At 59.7% G+C, this 16,002-nt stretch carries 17 protein-coding genes; 12 read left to right on the top strand and 5 right to left on the bottom strand.

Going from position 1 to position 16,002, the window contains the following annotated elements:
- Positions 1-17 precede the first annotated feature (17 nt).
- Positions 18-965, bottom strand: a complete 948-nt coding sequence (locus tag PSAKL28_RS14885) for a Dyp-type peroxidase (protein ID WP_038611832.1) — start codon at positions 963-965, stop codon at positions 18-20.
- Between the two features lie 181 nt (positions 966-1,146).
- Between PSAKL28_RS14885 and PSAKL28_RS14890 the strand changes: the two genes are divergently transcribed.
- Both PSAKL28_RS14890 and PSAKL28_RS14895 read left to right on the top strand, forming a co-directional pair.
- Positions 1,147-1,779 (top strand): hypothetical protein, encoded by a 633-nt coding sequence (locus tag PSAKL28_RS14890; protein WP_038611835.1) that lies wholly within the window; start codon positions 1,147-1,149, stop codon positions 1,777-1,779.
- A gap of 13 nt (positions 1,780-1,792) precedes the next feature.
- Positions 1,793-2,413, top strand: a complete 621-nt coding sequence (locus PSAKL28_RS14895) for a helix-turn-helix transcriptional regulator (RefSeq protein ID WP_038611838.1) — start codon at positions 1,793-1,795, stop codon at positions 2,411-2,413.
- On the opposite strand, the gene PSAKL28_RS14900 is transcribed toward PSAKL28_RS14895, so the two are convergent.
- Positions 2,408-2,623, bottom strand: coding sequence for a TOBE domain-containing protein (locus tag PSAKL28_RS14900; protein ID WP_038611841.1), 216 nt, complete (start codon positions 2,621-2,623; stop codon positions 2,408-2,410). The genes PSAKL28_RS14895 and PSAKL28_RS14900 overlap by 6 nt on opposite strands.
- A 451-nt stretch (positions 2,624-3,074) precedes the next feature.
- On the opposite strand from PSAKL28_RS14900, the gene fdnG reads away from it, so the two are divergent.
- The 5 genes from fdnG (at position 3,075) to PSAKL28_RS14925 (ending at position 8,914) form a co-directional block, all read left to right on the top strand.
- The gene (gene fdnG / locus PSAKL28_RS14905) at positions 3,075-6,125 is read left to right on the top strand and encodes a formate dehydrogenase-N subunit alpha (RefSeq protein ID WP_075226541.1); all 3,051 of its coding nucleotides are present in this window, start codon (positions 3,075-3,077) and stop codon (positions 6,123-6,125) included.
- A gap of 10 nt (positions 6,126-6,135) precedes the next feature.
- A complete protein-coding gene (gene fdxH, locus PSAKL28_RS14910) occupies positions 6,136-7,032 on the top strand; it encodes a formate dehydrogenase subunit beta (RefSeq protein WP_038611844.1) in 897 nt (298 codons plus the stop codon).
- A complete protein-coding gene (locus PSAKL28_RS14915) occupies positions 7,029-7,673 on the top strand; it encodes a formate dehydrogenase subunit gamma (protein ID WP_038611847.1) in 645 nt (214 codons plus the stop codon). The genes fdxH and PSAKL28_RS14915 overlap by 4 nt, the downstream gene beginning before the upstream one ends.
- Positions 7,670-8,581, top strand: a complete 912-nt coding sequence (gene fdhE, locus PSAKL28_RS14920; RefSeq protein WP_038611850.1) for a formate dehydrogenase accessory protein FdhE — start codon at positions 7,670-7,672, stop codon at positions 8,579-8,581. The genes PSAKL28_RS14915 and fdhE overlap by 4 nt, the downstream gene beginning before the upstream one ends.
- Before the next feature lie 105 nt (positions 8,582-8,686).
- A complete protein-coding gene (locus PSAKL28_RS14925; RefSeq protein ID WP_038611853.1) occupies positions 8,687-8,914 on the top strand; it encodes a hypothetical protein in 228 nt (75 codons plus the stop codon).
- A gap of 28 nt (positions 8,915-8,942) precedes the next feature.
- Here PSAKL28_RS14925 and PSAKL28_RS26520 read toward each other — a convergent pair whose 3' ends face one another.
- Positions 8,943-9,677 carry a transglutaminase-like cysteine peptidase gene (locus PSAKL28_RS26520; protein WP_157687033.1) on the bottom strand — a complete coding sequence of 245 codons (735 nt, stop codon included), beginning with the start codon at positions 9,675-9,677 and terminating at the stop codon, positions 8,943-8,945.
- A gap of 207 nt (positions 9,678-9,884) precedes the next feature.
- Between PSAKL28_RS26520 and PSAKL28_RS27685 the strand changes: the two genes are divergently transcribed.
- Complete coding sequence (locus tag PSAKL28_RS27685) at positions 9,885-10,238, top strand: hypothetical protein (RefSeq protein ID WP_157687034.1); 354 nt, start codon at positions 9,885-9,887, stop codon at positions 10,236-10,238.
- An 80-nt stretch (positions 10,239-10,318) separates the two neighbouring features.
- On the opposite strand, the gene PSAKL28_RS14935 is transcribed toward PSAKL28_RS27685, so the two are convergent.
- Positions 10,319-10,927 (bottom strand): RNA polymerase sigma factor, encoded by a 609-nt coding sequence (locus PSAKL28_RS14935; protein ID WP_038611856.1) that lies wholly within the window; start codon positions 10,925-10,927, stop codon positions 10,319-10,321.
- Between the two features lie 436 nt (positions 10,928-11,363).
- Between PSAKL28_RS14935 and PSAKL28_RS14940 the strand changes: the two genes are divergently transcribed.
- Together PSAKL28_RS14940 and PSAKL28_RS14945 are read left to right on the top strand one after the other, a co-directional pair.
- Positions 11,364-11,978 carry a LysE family translocator gene (locus PSAKL28_RS14940; protein WP_038611859.1) on the top strand — a complete coding sequence of 205 codons (615 nt, stop codon included), beginning with the start codon at positions 11,364-11,366 and terminating at the stop codon, positions 11,976-11,978.
- A 12-nt stretch (positions 11,979-11,990) separates the two neighbouring features.
- Positions 11,991-13,514, top strand: a complete 1,524-nt coding sequence (locus tag PSAKL28_RS14945; RefSeq protein WP_038611862.1) for an FAD-dependent monooxygenase — start codon at positions 11,991-11,993, stop codon at positions 13,512-13,514.
- A gap of 439 nt (positions 13,515-13,953) precedes the next feature.
- Here PSAKL28_RS14945 and PSAKL28_RS14950 read toward each other — a convergent pair whose 3' ends face one another.
- Positions 13,954-15,129, bottom strand: a complete 1,176-nt coding sequence (locus PSAKL28_RS14950) for a sugar transporter (RefSeq protein ID WP_038611865.1) — start codon at positions 15,127-15,129, stop codon at positions 13,954-13,956.
- Between the two features lie 260 nt (positions 15,130-15,389).
- Here PSAKL28_RS14950 and PSAKL28_RS14955 point away from each other — a divergent pair, with 260 nt between their 5' ends.
- Positions 15,390-15,614 (top strand): hypothetical protein, encoded by a 225-nt coding sequence (locus PSAKL28_RS14955; RefSeq protein WP_038611868.1) that lies wholly within the window; start codon positions 15,390-15,392, stop codon positions 15,612-15,614.
- A 120-nt stretch (positions 15,615-15,734) separates the two neighbouring features.
- On the top strand, positions 15,735-16,001 hold the full coding sequence (locus tag PSAKL28_RS14960; RefSeq protein ID WP_038611871.1) for a PepSY domain-containing protein: 267 nt from the start codon (positions 15,735-15,737) through the stop codon (positions 15,999-16,001).
- Position 16,002 lies beyond the last annotated feature (1 nt).

Genomic DNA, 16,002 nt, shown 5'->3' on the forward strand with positions numbered 1-16,002 from the left:
CAACGCGCATGTAGCGATTAGCCGGTGCGCTCGGCAAGCGCTTCGAGCACATCGGCTGAAGGCACGAAAAACAGGCCACCGGTGACCGCCGTACTGAAGTCGAGCAAGCGGTCGTAGTTACCTGCAGGTTTACCGACAAACATGTTTTCGAGCATCTGCTCGATCGGCTCGGGAGAACGCGCATAGCCAATGAAGTAGGTGCCGAACTCCCCGGCACCAGGGCGGCCGAACGGCATGTTGTCGCGCAGGATCTTCACTTCCTCGCCGTCCTCCTCAAGGACCGTCAACGCGCTGTGCGAGCTACTGGGTTTGACCGATTCGTCGAGTTCGATATCAGACAGTTTGGTACGGCCGATCACGCCTTCCTGAGCCTCGACAGTCAGCGCGTTCCACGCCTGCATGTTGTGCAGGTACTTCTGCACCAACACATAACTGCCTGCGCTGAAGGCCGGGTCTTCAGCGCCAATCAGGGTGAAGTGCTCTGCCTTGCGCCCGACCGGGTTTTCCGTGCCGTCGACAAACCCGATGATGCTGCGCATGTCGAAATAACGAAAACCCTGAACTTCATCGACCACGGTCACCGCACCGCCCAGCGCCGCCATCAATTGCGTGGCCAGCTCGAAGCACAGGTCCATGTGTTCGGCGCGGATGTGCAACAGCAGGTCACCCGGCGTTGCCAGGGCACGGCGCTGCTCTGGACCGAACTCGCGAAAGGGGTGCAAGGCCGCCGGACGCGGATCACCGAACAAGCGGTCCCAGGCGCTGTCAGCAAAGCCGCAGACGCACGAGAGGTTGCCGCCCGGCACGCGCTTGCCCACCGAACGGGTCAGCCCGGCGACATCGGCACACCATCCGCGTACACATTCGGCAGCTTCAGGCCCGGGCTTGAGCGTGGCGACAATGAAGATCGCGCTGCGAGTGATCGGGCTGCAGACCGCTTGAGGTTCAGGCGTTATTTCCGGCATGGGCTTAACCGCTGTTCAGGCTGAAAAGCTGCAGCGTAGCAGAGCAGCAACACGACGGCCGCCTCGCTCGCTACCACCGGCCCCATGCACACCAGCGACCGTTCGGCACCTCAATCAATAACGACATATTTTCATGCTGTAATTGATCTTGTAGGCCACTTAACCCGCCGAGGGTACTGCCATGAAGATCAGACTGTCAGTTGTGCTGCTGCTTGCAGCTTTATGTACGCTTCCCACCTTGAGCCCTGCGGCTCAAACCCCTGCCCCGCAAGCCGAATCCGCCGCCCTGACCACGCGCCTGGCCCTGCGCGACTTGTGGGTCGAGCATATTTTCTGGATTCGCGATTACGCCATCGCCAATCAGGCCGGCAATCGTCAACAGGCCGATGTCGCCAGCCAGCAGGTGGTCAGTAATGCCACTGCGATTGCCAACAGCATCGCTCCACTCTACGGCCAGCCCGCCGCCGACCAGTTGCTGAAACTGCTCGCCGGGCACTGGGGCGCGGTCAAACAGTACAGTGATGCCAGTGTCAGCCAGTCGGCGTCGGGTAAACAGGCAGCGGTCAACGACTTGGGCAGCAATGCCAAGGCCCTGGCCAAATTCCTCGCTACGGCCAACCCCAACTTGCCGGAAGCTACGCTCAATACGATGCTCGCCGCCCATGGCGGCCACCATATTGCGCAGATCGACGAACTCGGGAAAAAGGACTACAAGGCAGAAGCGGCTACCTGGCAACACATGCGCGAGCATATTCTCGGGTTGGCCGATGCCTTGACGGCGGCACTGGTCAAACAGTTCCCGGACAAGTTCTGAGCGAGGTCTGTCGATGTTCGAAGGTCTGGGACGTACCCAACAGGATCTGCTTTCAGCCTTGCTGTATACGGCTGCCGGCATGAGCATCGAAGAACTGGCCAGCCAGCTGTCGGTCACCCGCACGGCGGTGCGTCAGCACCTGGCGGCCCTGGAACGTGACGCTCTGGTGGTGCGCGGCGATCTGCGCGCCACTGGCCGCCGCCCCGAGCAGTTGTATCGCCTCAGCGCGCATGGCAGGGAGTTGTTCCCGCGCCACTATCACTTGCTGGCCAACCTGTTGATCGATGAAGTCGCCAGCCTGATCGGCCACGAAGCGCTGGTGCAGTTGATGCGCAGTCTGGGCGAGAAAATGGCCGCGGACCTGAGCGCTACCCGGCTCGATGAACAGCAGATCGCTGCGCACATGAAAGATGTCGGCTATGAATCCGAAGTATTTTTCCGCTCCGGGGGCGCGCCTGCACAAATCGTCGCCCACAACTGCGTATTTCATCAGCTGGCCGAAGCTCACCCTGAAGTCTGTGAGCTCGACCTGGCGCTGATCGGCAGCCTTGGCGGGGGTAAGGTGCAGCACCTGGAATGCATGCTGCGCGGTGGACAGGTGTGTCGCTTCGAGCTGACGCGCAAACCCTCATAGCTTGGCGATCGACACCTCGGTGGATTTGACGAAGGCAATCACTTCACTGCCCACCCGCAACTCCAGCTCGTGCACCGAACGGGTGGTGATCACCGAGGTGACAATACCTGCGGAGGTCTGCACATCGATTTCCGACACCACTGGCCCTTCGATGGTCTCCTTGACCGTGCCCTTGAACTGATTGCGTACGTTGATCGCCTTGATGGTCATGCTCTGCTTCCTCGTTCCGGGATGCACTGCGGCGCAGTGCTTGAGGTGCAGAGTGCACGCTCAGGAGAAAAACAAAAAAGAATAATTAATCATTTTGTTAGATCAATAGTGAATATAAAGAAAGCACGCTACCCACTCTCTCACCTCGCCTGCCTGCTACTTTCGTCTAATCCCCGACACTAGCGCCCGATGCCCGAGGCGCGTAGGACAAGGCTCTGCCAAGGTCAAACAGTTGACGATAGAGGCGCTCGATAGCGCCATCAACACCCTTGATTAGTCCTACATTCCATACGGGAATACACTACCGTTCATCCGCGTTATCCGAGCCCTGCGCCAGACAGGGCCTGCAACCAATCGTGATCTCACCAACGCCAACTGCGCTTGCGACGCCTTGTTGCCGGGCATGCCTATGCCCGCTGCTTTGTGCAGCCACCAGAATAAGGAGATAACCATGGGACTTGGCAGACGTCAGTTCTTCAAGCTCTGTACCGCCGGGGTCGCCACCGCCACCTGCGCGACCCTGGGTTTTGCCCCCGGCATGGCCCAGGCCACCCAGTCGCGCCAGTACAAGCTGTTGCGCGCCAAGGAAACCCGCAACAACTGCACCTACTGTTCAGTGGGTTGCGGGATTCTCATGTACAGCCTGGGTGACGGCGCAAAGAACGCCAAGGCGCGCATCTTCCACATCGAAGGCGACCCGGATCACCCGGTCAGCCGCGGCTCGTTGTGCCCGAAAGGCGCAGGTCTGGTGGACTACGTGCACAGTGAGCAGCGCCTGCTGTTCCCCGAATACCGCGCACCGGGTTCGGACAAGTGGCAGCGCATCAGCTGGGACCACGCCATCGAGCGCATCGCCCGCCTGATGAAGGACGACCGCGACGCCAACTTCATCGAGAAGAACGCCAAGGGCACCACGGTCAACCGCTGGCTGAGTACCGGCATGCTCTGCTCCTCGGCCGCCAGCAGCGAAACCGGCTCGCTGGACCAGCGCTTTACCCGCGCACTGGGCATTCTCGGCACCGACAGCCAGGCGCGCGTCTGCCACGCCCCGACCGTCTCGGCCCTGGCGCCGACCTTCGGCCGTGGCGCGATGACCAACAACTGGGTCGACATCAAGAACGCCAACGTGGTGCTGATCATGGGCGGCAACCCGGCCGAGGCGCACCCGGTGGGCTTCAAATGGGTGATCGAGGCGAAGATTCGCAACGGCGCCAAGGTCATCGTCGTTGACCCGCGCTTCAACCGCAGTGCTGCAGTGGCCGACATCTACTCGCCGATCCGTGCCGGCTCCGACGTGACCTTCCTGATGGGCGTGGTCAATTACCTAATCAGCAACGACAAGGTCCAGCACGAGTACGTGCGCCACTACACCAATGCCAGCCTGATCGTGCGCGAGGACTACCACTTCGACGACGGCCTGTTCAGCGGCTACGACGAGAACAAGCGCAGCTACGACCGCAGCTCCTGGACCTACGAGCTCGACGAAAAAGGCTACGCCAAGCGCGACCTGAGCCTCAGCCACCCGCGCTGTGTGTGGAACCTGCTCAAGGCGCACGTCAGCCGCTATACGCCTGAAGTGGTCACCAACATCTGCGGTACGCCCAAGGATGATTTCCTGCAGATCTGCGCGATCCTCGCCAGCACCTGCGTGCCGGACCGCACCGCCACCTTCCTCTACGCCCTGGGCTGGACCCACCACACCAACGGCGCGCAGATGATCCGTGGCTCGGGCATGATCCAGCTGCTGCTGGGCAACATCGGCATGGCCGGTGGCGGGGTCAACGCCCTGCGTGGCCACTCCAACATCCAGGGCTACACCGACCTGGGCCTGCTGTCGCTGCGCCTGCCTGGCTACATGAACCTGCCGTCCGACCAGCAGACTACCCTGGCCAGCTACCTCAAGCAGACCACGCCGACGGCGCTGCTGGAAGATCAGGTCAACTACTACAAGCACACGCCGAAGTTTTTCATCAGCCTGATGAAAAGCCTCTGGGGTGACAAGGCCACTGCCGACAACGACTGGGGCTTCGACTGGCTGCCCAAGTGGGACGACAGCTACGACGTGCTCAACTACAGCAACCGCATGTACGAAGGCAAGGTCAACGGCTACATCGCCCAGGGTTTCAACCCGGTGGCGGCCTTCCCGGACAAGAACAAGGCCCAGGCGGCACTGGCCAAGCTCAAGTTCCTGGTCATCATCGACCCGCTGGCCACCGAGACCTCGAGTTTCTGGCAGAACCACGGCGAACAGCACGATGTCGACAGCGCCGCGATCCAGACCGAAGTGTTCCGCCTGCCCTCCTCCTGCTTTGCCGAAGAAGACGGCTCGATCGTCAACTCCGGACGCTGGTTGCAGTGGCACTGGGCCGGTGCCGCACCACCCGGCGAGGCCTGGCACGACGGCAAGATCCTCGGCCATCTGTTCATGAAAATCCGTGAACTGTACGAAAAAGAAGGCGGTGCCAACCCGGCGCCAATTCTCAACATGGCCTGGGACTACGCCGACCCGTACGACCCCAAACCCGAGGAAGTGGCCAAGGAATCCAACGGTCGCGCGCTAGCCGACCTGCACGACGAACAAGGCAAGCTGATCCTGCGCAAGGGCCAGTTGCTCGACGATTTCTCGCAACTGCGCGATGACGGCAGCACCCAGTGCTTCAACTGGATCTTCGCCGGCTCCTGGACCGAACAAGGCAACCAGATGGCCCGTCGCGACAACGCCGACAGTGGTCTGGGCTGCACCCCGGGCTGGGCCTGGGCCTGGCCGCAGAACCGGCGCATCCTCTACAACCGCGCTTCGGCCGACCCGCAGGGCAAGCCGTGGGACCCGAAACGCAAACTGATCGGCTGGGACGGTCAACGCTGGAGCGGCGTCGACGTGCCTGACTTCGCCGTTACCGCGGCACCGGGTGGCAAGGTCAATCCGTTCATCATGCTGCCTGAAGGCCTGGGACGGCTGTTCTCGGTCGGTGCCCTGAACGACGGCCCATTCCCTGAACACTACGAGCCGACCGAAAGCCCGCTGGCGCACAACCCGCTGCACCCGAAGGTGACCTACAGCCCGACGGCGCGCGTGTACGAAAGCGACCGCAAACGCATGGGCAAACGTGAAGATTTCCCCTATGTGGCAACCACCTACTCGATCACCGAGCTGTTCCGTCACTGGACCAAGCACGCGCGGCTGAACGCCATCGTCCAGCCCGAGCAGTTCATTGAGATCGGCGAAAAGCTGGCCAACGACAAAGGCATCGTTCAGGGCGACACGGTCAAGGTCAGCACCCAACGCGGCTACATCAAGGCCAAGGCGGTGGTGACCAAACGCATCCGGCGTCTGGCCATCGATGGCCAGGATGTCGACACCATCGGCATCCCCTGCCACTGGGGTTACGAAGGCGCGACCCGCAAGGGTTTCCTGGCCAACACCCTGACCCCGGGCGTCGGCGATTCGAACACCCAGACGCCCGAGTACAAGGCGTTTCTCGTGAACATTGAAAAGGTCTGAGGGCGAAACCATGTCCATGCAATCCCAAGACATCGTCCGCCGCTCGGCCACCAGCGTGCTGACCCCGGCGCCGCACACCCGCGACCACCAGGCGCAAGTCGCCAAGCTGATCGACGTCAGCATCTGCATCGGCTGCAAAGCCTGCCAGGTGGCGTGCAACGAATGGAACGACCTGCGTGACGAGGTCGGCCACAACGTCGGCGTGTACGACAACCCGGCCGACCTGTCCGCCGAAACCTGGACGCTGATGCGCTTCGATGAAGTCGAAGACGAGAGCGGCAAGCTCGAATGGCTGATCCGCAAGGACGGCTGCATGCACTGCGCCGATCCCGGCTGCCTGAAAGCCTGTCCGCAACCGGGGGCGATCATCCAGTACGCCAACGGCATCGTCGACTTCCAGTCTGAGCATTGCATCGGCTGCGGCTACTGCATCGCCGGTTGCCCGTTCGATGTGCCGCGCATCAGCCAGAAAGACAACAAGGCCTACAAGTGCACCCTCTGCGTAGACCGCGTTTCGGTCGGCCAGGAGCCGGCCTGCGTCAAGACCTGCCCCACCGGCGCGATCAACTTCGGCAGCAAGCAGGACATGCTGCACCAGGCCGAGGAACGGGTCACTGAGCTGCAAGGCCGCGGCTTTGCCGGGGCCGGGATCTACGACCCGCAAGGTGTGGGCGGCACTCATGTGGTCTACGTGCTGCAACATGCCGACAAGCCGCAGCTGTACCACAAGTTGCCTACCGACCCGCGCATCAGCAGTGCCATCCAGGGCTGGAAAGGCTGGATGAAACCGGTGGCCGCCGCGGCGTTTTTCGCCACCCTGGCCGGCACCCTGTTCCATTACATTGGCACCGGCCCCAACGAAGTCGACGAACAGGACGAAAAACGCGAGGAGGATACCCACGCATGAACACCGACAAACTGATCCTGCGCACCCGTTTCATCGACCGCGCCTGCCACTGGTTCATGGTGATCTGCTTCTTCGCCGTGGCCTTGTCTGGGCTGTCGTGGTTCTTCCCCTCGTTCAACGGCCTTAACGCGGTGTTCGGCACGCCGCAGCTGGCGCGTATCCTGCACCCGTTCTTCGGCGTCGTGGTGTTCGTGTTGCTGATGTTTCTGTTCGTACGCTTCGTGCGCTACAACCTGCCTGAGCGCGAGGACCTGCAGTGGTTCAAGAACCTCAAACAGGTACTGGCCGGCAAGCATGACCCGGCGCTGAACATCGGCAAATACAACGCCGGTCAGAAGGTCCTGTTCTGGGGCATCATGAGCATGATCACCCTGTTGCTGCTCAGCGGCGTGGTGATCTGGCGCCCGTACTTCGCCCCGCTGTTTTCGATCCCGACCATCCGTATCGGCTTGTTGGTGCATGCGCTTGTCGGCATCAGCCTGATTTTGCTGATCATCGGCCATGCCTACCTGGCGTTCTGGGTCAAAGGTTCGATTCGCGGCATGGTCACAGGCTACGTCAGCCGCGCCTGGGCCAAGACCCACCATGATCGCTGGTACCGGCAGATCAACAAGCAGGACAAGACCGGGAGCAAACCATGAGCAGCATTCAGATGACCCCGGTGCAGACGCCCACAGGCGGGGTCAACGAGATCGTGCCGGTGCTGCTGCCGTCGCTCAAAGACCGCTACAGCAAGCGCGCCGCGCGCCTGCGCCAGCTGGCCGAGGGGCATGCCATGGGCGATTACCTGGGCTTCTGCGCACAGCTGGCCGAGGCCCAGCAACAACTGCTTGAGCGTGTGCCATTGCCCCAGGCGCTGGCGGCCGGGCTCGCGGATCGACTGAGCAGTGGCCAGGCGCCGCTGGCGAGTGCCGATTACCCGCGTGACCGCTACTGGCAACAACTGCTGCAGGGCTTGATCGAGCAGCTGTACCCGGATGCCAACCCGGCCGTACGCGCGACGCTGGACAGCCTTCGCGGGCTTACTTCAGAGCAATTGGAACATCTGGCCAGTAAATTGCTGGCTGCCGACTATGAACCGGTTGGCAGCGGTCAGGCATTGTTCCTCTGGGCTGCACTGTCGCTGTACTTCACCCAGTTGGCCAATGCCCTGCCAGCATCGGCCAGCGCCTCGCTCGGCGAACAGCGCCAGCACTGCCCGGTGTGCGCCAGCGCGCCAGTGGCCAGCGTGGTCATGACCGGTCCTCAGGCGGGCTTGCGCTACCTGCAATGCAGCCTGTGCGAGTGCCGCTGGCATATGGTCCGGGTCAAGTGCAGTAACTGCGAAGCCACCGGCGCGCTGGACTACTGGTCGCTGGAACGCCAAGATGCCGCGGTCAAAGCCGAAAGCTGCAACGATTGTCACAGCTACCTGAAAGTCTTTTACCCGGAAAAGAACCGCGACCAGGAACTGCTGGCCGACGACCTTGCCTCCCTGGCGCTGGATGCCGAGGTGGAGCGTGAGGGGTTTGGCCGTAGTGGGGTCAGTCCGTTTCTGTTTCCTGGTTGAAGAAAGCATCGCGGGGCAAGCCCGCTCCCACAGGGGATAGCCCCTGTGGGAGCGGGCTTGCCCCGCGATAGGCCCCCACTCAATGTACACACCTCGGAGACCCCCATGGGCCTGAAAAAATCCTCCGCCGAACTCAAGCGTGACCTGAAGAGCGTCGCCTCCAACCTGGAGCGCACTGCCGGGGAGATCAGCAAACTGGCCGAGCGTATCGACGGTGTCGATGTGGTCGCCGTACTGCACCTGATGAACCGCCTGTACAAGGACTCGGACAAACTCCATGCCTATGCCGACGAGATCAAGAGCGGGCGTATCGTGCGGGCCAAAGCCGAGTGATCGGCGCTTGCAGCCGGCGCGATGTTGCTCAGTGCTCCAGGCTAACAGCCGAGAGAAGCAGCCCGGACTGCGCGCCATGTGCGGTGGCATCGGCTAATTCCGATGCTTCACGTTTGGTTCTTTGCACAAGCGCCAGCCAGTTGGGCAACTGGCCAACACTGCCAACCAACTGTAAAGCTGCGTGATCAAATTTGTAGAGATTGAGCTCATCAAAAGCAAATTCTGCTTTTAAATCATCACGCTGCACGAATGGACGAATGCCGTTTTCAAGATTGTCCAGCAATACCGGCTCTGTTCCAGCATCTGCCCAATAGCCGAGCACCATATGCGCCTGTCCGGTTTTTGACTGGGTGGCGTAGACAAGACGCAAGCTGTCTTCAGGAATGCCCAGCAACCGCAGCGTAAAGTATTTTGCCAGCGCAAAATCCTCACAGTCACCCCTGCCCTTTTCTAGCGTTTCAAGGGGGGATGCCCAATAGTCAGCCTGCTGCCATACATCCGCATCTTCGCCATAACGGATCGTACGATTGAAAAACGCATTGACCCGCCGAAGCTTTTCGCTATCAGAAAGCTGAGTCGATTCGGAAACCAAAGCACGCCAGTCGCTAACGCGTTGCACGCCCGCCTGGCTCTGCTGCATATCTTGCGACAGCGGTATAGCGAAAGCACTCCCGCACATAACGCCCAAACCGAGTAGACAAGCAGAAAAAACCTTCAATGGCCACTTAATGCTTTTGGAAATAAGGATATGCAGTTTTATCAAGCAGTACCTCACTTAATAACCGTTGGTTCCTACAGGCCGATCTCCTAATTCGGTCGGCACCATAAGGCATATGGCCTGCCGTAGACAAGGTACGTCCGTCGGATACCGCGGGAGGATGCCATCAATCCGGATAGCTGTAACAAATCCCCCTGCCATTCGTCTATGCATAGCAGGCCTCAAGCTCGTGAGCATTCTGAGGAAATCACCATGAAACTGACATTACCGATGTCGGGACTAGTTGCGGCTGCCATTTTTAGCACCGTTACGTTTGCGGCAGGAACTGTAAACCCAAGCAATCCTCAAGCCAAAAATGAACCATCCCTATTACTACTGGCAGAAGGTGGTAGTGATCGCTTGATGGACTATCACTCACAAAATGCACTGGTAAGGAATCAACCAGACCAACCGTCCGGCGAGCGTTATGTACAAATGTTAAAAGAACAACCTACTGCTTCCGGTGTAAAGCCAACAAGTGAACCACTTCAACAAACGACTGAACCGGAACCAAACTTTACCTCCCCCATCATCAGAGACAGAGAAGAATATAGAAGCGCTCACTGAGCCTGTGCGCTAATAGTATGAAGTATCCAATGCACAGGGACGTGCCCTGATGCAGAGTAAGACTGGCGCTCTGCAGTTACTCAACAGTTTCCTTCTTCCTGAAAATGACTGAGCATCGCTTGCATACGTTGACGCCCACGATGTAGTAACACGCGTACATTCACCTCCGTCAGCCCCAAGGTAGTAGCAATTTCCTTGTACTCGAGCCCACCCAGGTCACGCATGATCACCACACTTCTCTGAGCCCCAGGCAAGCGATAGAGATGTTTGCGAATACAATCATGCAGCTCGACTTCAGCCAACAACTCTTCAGGGCCATCGTGATGCCACTGCTTGGGCGCCGACACCCAAGCGCCATCATTAATATCAAAATCTGAAACAGTTACTGAGCGGTGCTCCTCATCCCACCAGTCCAGAGAAATCTCTCGTCCTTTTCTTCGGTTTATTGAATGGGCTTCATTAATCGCAATTCTCGCCAACCATGTCCGGAACTTTGAACGCCCCTCGAACATATCAACTGCCGCAACCGCTTTCAGCCAGGTTTCCTGAGCGACATCATTTGCAGAGTCTGGACCCACCAAGGGTGTTGCGAGCGTGATAAGAAACGCATGATGCATTTTGATCAAGCGTTCCAATGCAAGAGCATCGCCATTGCGCAACCGCTCTATTATATCCCGCTCATTATCCATAACCTTGCTCCTCAGTGCTCCGGCATCGCTTTGAATTCAAATAAGACGCATTCCATCGAGCACTTTCGACATATCTCCACACAAAAGAACACGAAGACAGAAACACACCAACAGCAGAAGCTGCTATTGATTCCGCGAAAACAACAGACTTTTCCAATACCCTGTAACACAGGCTTTACACTAACGGCGCCACAACAGTGGATATCGAGAAGATTTACTCTACCGCTAATATTGGATCCTAGATCACTTTCCACGTTAGGCAAGCACTGTCGACCTACGGTTTAAACAGCATTTACATGTGCACCCAAGGTATTAAAAAGCTGTGTTAATACCTTGCTTCAGAATATTGCCTTCAGCAGACAGCGGTTAGTACTATGCTTTTCTGATCGGCGGAGCCGATCTTCAACTAACCCATGACCGCACGGAGCGCACCACAATGCCGAGCCTGGATTTTCTCATCACTTCACTGATCGTCGTGCTGATTCCCGGCAGCGGCGTGATCCTGACCATTTCCACTGCGCTGGTGGCCGGCAAGCGTGCCAGCCTGTATACGGCACTGGGCTGCACGGCCGGGATCATCCCGCACCTGCTGGCCTCGATCCTCGGCCTGTCGGCTATTCTGCACACCAGCGCCCTGGCCTTTCAGGGGCTGAAGTTCGCTGGCGTCGCCTACCTGTTGTACCTGGCCTATGCCACCTGGCGCGACCGTTCGGCGTTCGCCGTAGACAGCAACACCAAGGTCGGCAGCGCCGGCAGCCTGATGCTGCGCGCCGGTCTGTTGAACATCCTCAACCCCAAACTGACCCTGTTCTTCCTAGCCTTCCTGCCTCAGTTCATTACGCCTCAAGGTGGTTCAGTCACCGGGCAGATGCTTAGCCTGAGCGGGGTGTTCATGCTCATGACCTTTGTGGTGTTCGTGTTGTACGGTCTGCTGGCCAACCTGTTCCGCCGTGCGGTGATCGAATCGCCGCAGGTGCAGGACTGGTTGCGCCGCAGTTTTGCGGCATCCTTTGCCGGCCTGGGTTTGAACCTGGCGTTCGCCCAGCGCTGAGGAGCGCGTGCGATGAAGCGCTGTGAGGTTTTGATCGTTGGCGCCGGCCCTACCGGGCTGGTACTGGCCTTGTGGCTGAGCAAACTGGGCATCAAGGTGCGCATCATCGACAGGACCTCCGGCCCCGGCACGACCTCGCGGGCCCTGGCCGTGCAGGCCCGGACCCTGGAGCTGTACCGACAGCTGGACCTGACCGCGGCCGTTCTCGAACGCGGCCACCGGGTGCCGGCAGCCAACCTCTGGGTTAAAGGCCAGGTCGCAGCGCATCTGCCCTTCAGCGTTATCGGCGCGTTCGTTACGCCCTACCCCTTCCTGCACATCTTTCCCCAGGATGAGCATGAGCAGTTGCTGATCGAGAGATTGCAGGGCTTCGGTGTCGAGGTCGAACGCGAGACCGAGCTGATGGGGTTCAATCAGGACGGGCAAGGTGTCAGTGCCCAACTGCGGCATGGCGATGGTCTGGAAGAGCACTGTGAGGCGAACTACCTGGCCGGTTGCGACGGTGCCCGTTCCACCGTACGCAAGGCCCTGGATATTGATTTTCCCGGTGGCACCTACCAGCAGGTGTTTTATGTTGCCGATGTCCAGGCCTCAGGCCCTGCACTCAATGGCGAGCTGCATGTCGACATTGACGAAGCGGACTTCCTCGCGGTCTTTCCACTGGCGGGGAGCGGCCGGGCGCGGCTGATCGGCACCGTACGCGACGAACGTGCAGAACACCCCGATCAACTGCGTTTCGAAGACGTCGGCCAGCGCGCCATCGAACACCTCAAGATCCAGATCCAGCAGGTCAACTGGTTTTCCACCTACCGTGTACATCATCGGGTGGCGGAGCACTTCAGCCGCCAGCGGGCCTTCCTGCTTGGTGATGCCGCCCACGTCCACAGCCCGGCGGGTGGCCAGGGCATGAACACCGGCATTGGTGACGCTATCAACCTGGCCTGGAAGCTGTCCAGCGTCCTGCGTGGCAAAGCCCAGCCCGGCTTGCTCGACACTTACGAAATCGAACGCAGCGCCTTTGCCCAGCGCCTGGTGTCCACCACCGACCAGGTGTTCAACTTCATCACCGCCGATGGCCGCGTTGCCGCCCTGCTGCGTACCCGCCTGGCGCCGCGGCTGATCCCCCGGCTGGTGGCATTCAAAACGGCGCGCGAATTTCTCTTTCGGACCATCTCACAGGTCACCCTCAACTACCGCTACATGCCCCTGAGCACCGGCAATGCCGGTCATGTCCAGGGAGGCGATCGCCTGCCCTGGGTAGCCGAAGGCGGCCGTGACAATTTCAACTGCCTTAACCGAATGTGCTGGCAAGTGCAGGTATACGGTGCCGTCAGCGCCAGCCTGGTGCAATGGTGCAGTGGTCACGGCATACCGGTGGACGTCTTCATCTGGAGCGAAGCCCATGAAGCCGCGGGTCTTGTACGCGACGCCGTCTACCTCATAAGGCCGGACGGTTACATTGCCCTGGCCCGCAGCAATGCCGATGCGCAGGTACTTGAAGACTATTTCGAAGAACGCGGCCTACGCCCGGGCTAACGCCACAGACAAAAAGCAAGAGCGCAGCGAATTGTGCCCTTGATCTTGATCTTGATCTTGATCTTGATCTTGATCTTGATCTGCTTTTGATCTGCTTTTGATCTGCTTTTGATCTTGATCCACCGGCCCCGTTAACCAGTAGGGCCGAGTGGAGGTGTTGTGGAGGGGCTAGCGCGCAGCGCCTTCGGTGTTAGCCGAAGTTGCGAAGCGTAGAGTTGCTTGCAACTCGTAGCTCGCAATGCCCCGTAGCGACACCGCAAGGAGGGAACCCGAAGCGCAGCGTAGGGCCCCTGGCGGGGCAAGCCCTTTGCTTACTTTGGGGCGTCTGCCAAAGTAAGCCGCCGTAAGGGCGGAAAGGTGACCCAGCGCCACCTTGGCAAATGGATATGCCTGCAAATCCGAGGGCCTCATCGCGGGGCAAGCCCGCTCCCACTGGCAGTCAACCAGCCCGGGCAAACCGATAAGTGGTCACCCCACACAGCACCAACCCCGCCACCGCCACCGCCCCCCCGACCAGCCCGATATTGCCCAACCCCATGTGCACACTCACCAGACTACCGATCAACGCCCCCGCCCCGATCCCAATGTTATAAATCCCGGAAAACATCGCCATCGCCACATCCGTCGCATCAGATGCCAGAATCAGCACCTTCGACTGCAGCGCCAGACTGAAACACATGATCGAAATCCCCCAGAACACACTCAGGGAACCGAGCCAGACAAAGTCACCCGACATCGGCAGCAGCAACAACAGACAGCCCGCCAGCATCGCAATGGCAGCCAGCAGAAACCCGTTGGGAAAACGTTCACTGTAGCGACTGAACAGCACCGACCCGAACACCCCGGCCCCGCCAAACAGCAACAGCAGCACCGTCGTCAGCTCGCCACCAATCTGCGCGACATTCAAGGCAAACGGCTCGATATAACTGTAAGCGGTAAACTGCGCAGCAATCACCAGCGCCACCAACCCATACACCGTCACCAGCGCCGGGCGCTTGAACAGCACCGGCACACTGCGCAACGACCCTGAATTCTGACTGGGCAACAGCGGCAGCGACCTGACCAGACAAACCAGAGTCGCCAAGGCCACCCCGGCAATCGCCAGAAAGGTGATACGCCAACCCAGCGCCTCGCCCACTACCCGCCCCAACGGGATACCCATCACCATCGCCAGCGTCGTACCGGTCGCCAACAGCCCCAGCGCCTTGGCCTGCTGCCCTGGCGGCGCCACCCGCACCGCCAGGGAGGCAGTAATCGCCCAGAACACCGCATGCGCCAAGGCAATCCCGATCCGGCTGAACAACAGCATGGCGAAACTCTGCGCCATCCACGACAGCAAATGGCTGACGATAAACAGCACAAAGACAATGATCAGCAGCTTGCGCCGCTCGACATTGCGCGTCAGCAGCATCATCGGCAGCGACGCCAGGGCCACCACCCAGGCATAGATCGTCAGCATCAGGCCGACCTGGGCAGTGGACATTTCGAAACTGCTGCCAATGTCACTGAGCAAGGCCACCGGTACAAACTCGGTGGTATTGAAGATAAAGGCCGCCAGGGCCAGGGCGATCACACTGAGCCAGCTACCGGCTCGCGTATCCACGGGGGTATTCATCGGTGGGGGTGTTACTCCAGATCGTTTGCAGACGCCAGGCACAACATTGCGCCCAGCCTGAAGCACCCATGCCCGTCGGGCCTGAGTGGAAGCGTGTGCGCTGAGGAATTGGTTATAAGTATGCGGGGTATCGCTTGCTGCCAAGGATAGTACGTCAGGCCCCGGCCAGTCACAACCGCGCTGCGGACGATTGGCCTGGCGCACGAGGGCAGATTTCAGCGGCGCTGCTACACTGAATTCGCTGAAAGGAGGATTGCACCATGTCCGAAAAAGACATCACCACGCTACTGACCCTGATCGACCACCGGCAAGCCACACTGGCCTCGGCCTGCAAGGAAATTGCCGACTGGATCGACCGTCAGGGCGACGTACCGGTCGCCGGCCGCATCCGCGCCAGCCTCAAGGCGGTGGAAGCCGACGAAGCCCTGGTCAAGAAAACCCTGACATCGCTGAAGGTTGACCGCCCCCTGCCGCGGTTTCGTTGAGTAACGGCTGCAGGCTCGAAAGGATTGGCGAGACATTCGCGAAGTCACCCGCTCTGACATAAGCTCAATCAGGCTTCATGGCTGTGCTGCCGCGTGTTCCCACTCTCACGAGGTCTCGTCATGCGTAACCTATTGCTTGTCGTACTGCTCGTCGCCAGCCCGCTGGCACTCGCCAAAACCGAATGCACCACTGCCGACAAGAGCCAATGGCAGGATCAGGCCAAGTTTCAGGAAGGCCTCAAGGCTCAAGGCTATGACATCAAGAAGTTCAAAGTAACCGATGGCAACTGCTACGAAATCTACGGTTGGAACAAGGATAAGCAAAAGGTCGAGATCTACTTCAACCCCGTCGATGGCAAAGTCGTGAAGTCAGAAATCGAGGACTGAG

Source organism: Pseudomonas alkylphenolica (assembly GCF_000746525.1).
GTDB lineage: Bacteria > Pseudomonadota > Gammaproteobacteria > Pseudomonadales > Pseudomonadaceae > Aquipseudomonas > Aquipseudomonas alkylphenolica.

Excerpts from the sequence above, each read along its gene's own strand:
- PSAKL28_RS14885 (WP_038611832.1), bottom strand. The coding sequence starts at position 965 with ATGCCGGAAATAACGCCTGAACCTCAAGCGGTCTGCAGCCCGATCACT.
- PSAKL28_RS14890 (WP_038611835.1), top strand. The coding sequence starts at position 1,147 with ATGAAGATCAGACTGTCAGTTGTGCTGCTGCTTGCAGCTTTATGTACG.
- PSAKL28_RS14895 (WP_038611838.1), top strand. The coding sequence starts at position 1,793 with ATGTTCGAAGGTCTGGGACGTACCCAACAGGATCTGCTTTCAGCCTTG.
- PSAKL28_RS14900 (WP_038611841.1), bottom strand. The coding sequence starts at position 2,623 with ATGACCATCAAGGCGATCAACGTACGCAATCAGTTCAAGGGCACGGTC.
- fdnG (WP_075226541.1), top strand. The coding sequence starts at position 3,075 with ATGGGACTTGGCAGACGTCAGTTCTTCAAGCTCTGTACCGCCGGGGTC.
- fdxH (WP_038611844.1), top strand. The coding sequence starts at position 6,136 with ATGTCCATGCAATCCCAAGACATCGTCCGCCGCTCGGCCACCAGCGTG.
- PSAKL28_RS14915 (WP_038611847.1), top strand. The coding sequence starts at position 7,029 with ATGAACACCGACAAACTGATCCTGCGCACCCGTTTCATCGACCGCGCC.
- fdhE (WP_038611850.1), top strand. The coding sequence starts at position 7,670 with ATGAGCAGCATTCAGATGACCCCGGTGCAGACGCCCACAGGCGGGGTC.
- PSAKL28_RS14925 (WP_038611853.1), top strand. The coding sequence starts at position 8,687 with ATGGGCCTGAAAAAATCCTCCGCCGAACTCAAGCGTGACCTGAAGAGC.
- PSAKL28_RS27685 (WP_157687034.1), top strand. The coding sequence starts at position 9,885 with ATGAAACTGACATTACCGATGTCGGGACTAGTTGCGGCTGCCATTTTT.
- PSAKL28_RS14935 (WP_038611856.1), bottom strand. The coding sequence starts at position 10,927 with ATGGATAATGAGCGGGATATAATAGAGCGGTTGCGCAATGGCGATGCT.
- PSAKL28_RS14940 (WP_038611859.1), top strand. The coding sequence starts at position 11,364 with ATGCCGAGCCTGGATTTTCTCATCACTTCACTGATCGTCGTGCTGATT.
- PSAKL28_RS14945 (WP_038611862.1), top strand. The coding sequence starts at position 11,991 with ATGAAGCGCTGTGAGGTTTTGATCGTTGGCGCCGGCCCTACCGGGCTG.
- PSAKL28_RS14950 (WP_038611865.1), bottom strand. The coding sequence starts at position 15,129 with ATGAATACCCCCGTGGATACGCGAGCCGGTAGCTGGCTCAGTGTGATC.
- PSAKL28_RS14955 (WP_038611868.1), top strand. The coding sequence starts at position 15,390 with ATGTCCGAAAAAGACATCACCACGCTACTGACCCTGATCGACCACCGG.
- PSAKL28_RS14960 (WP_038611871.1), top strand. The coding sequence starts at position 15,735 with ATGCGTAACCTATTGCTTGTCGTACTGCTCGTCGCCAGCCCGCTGGCA.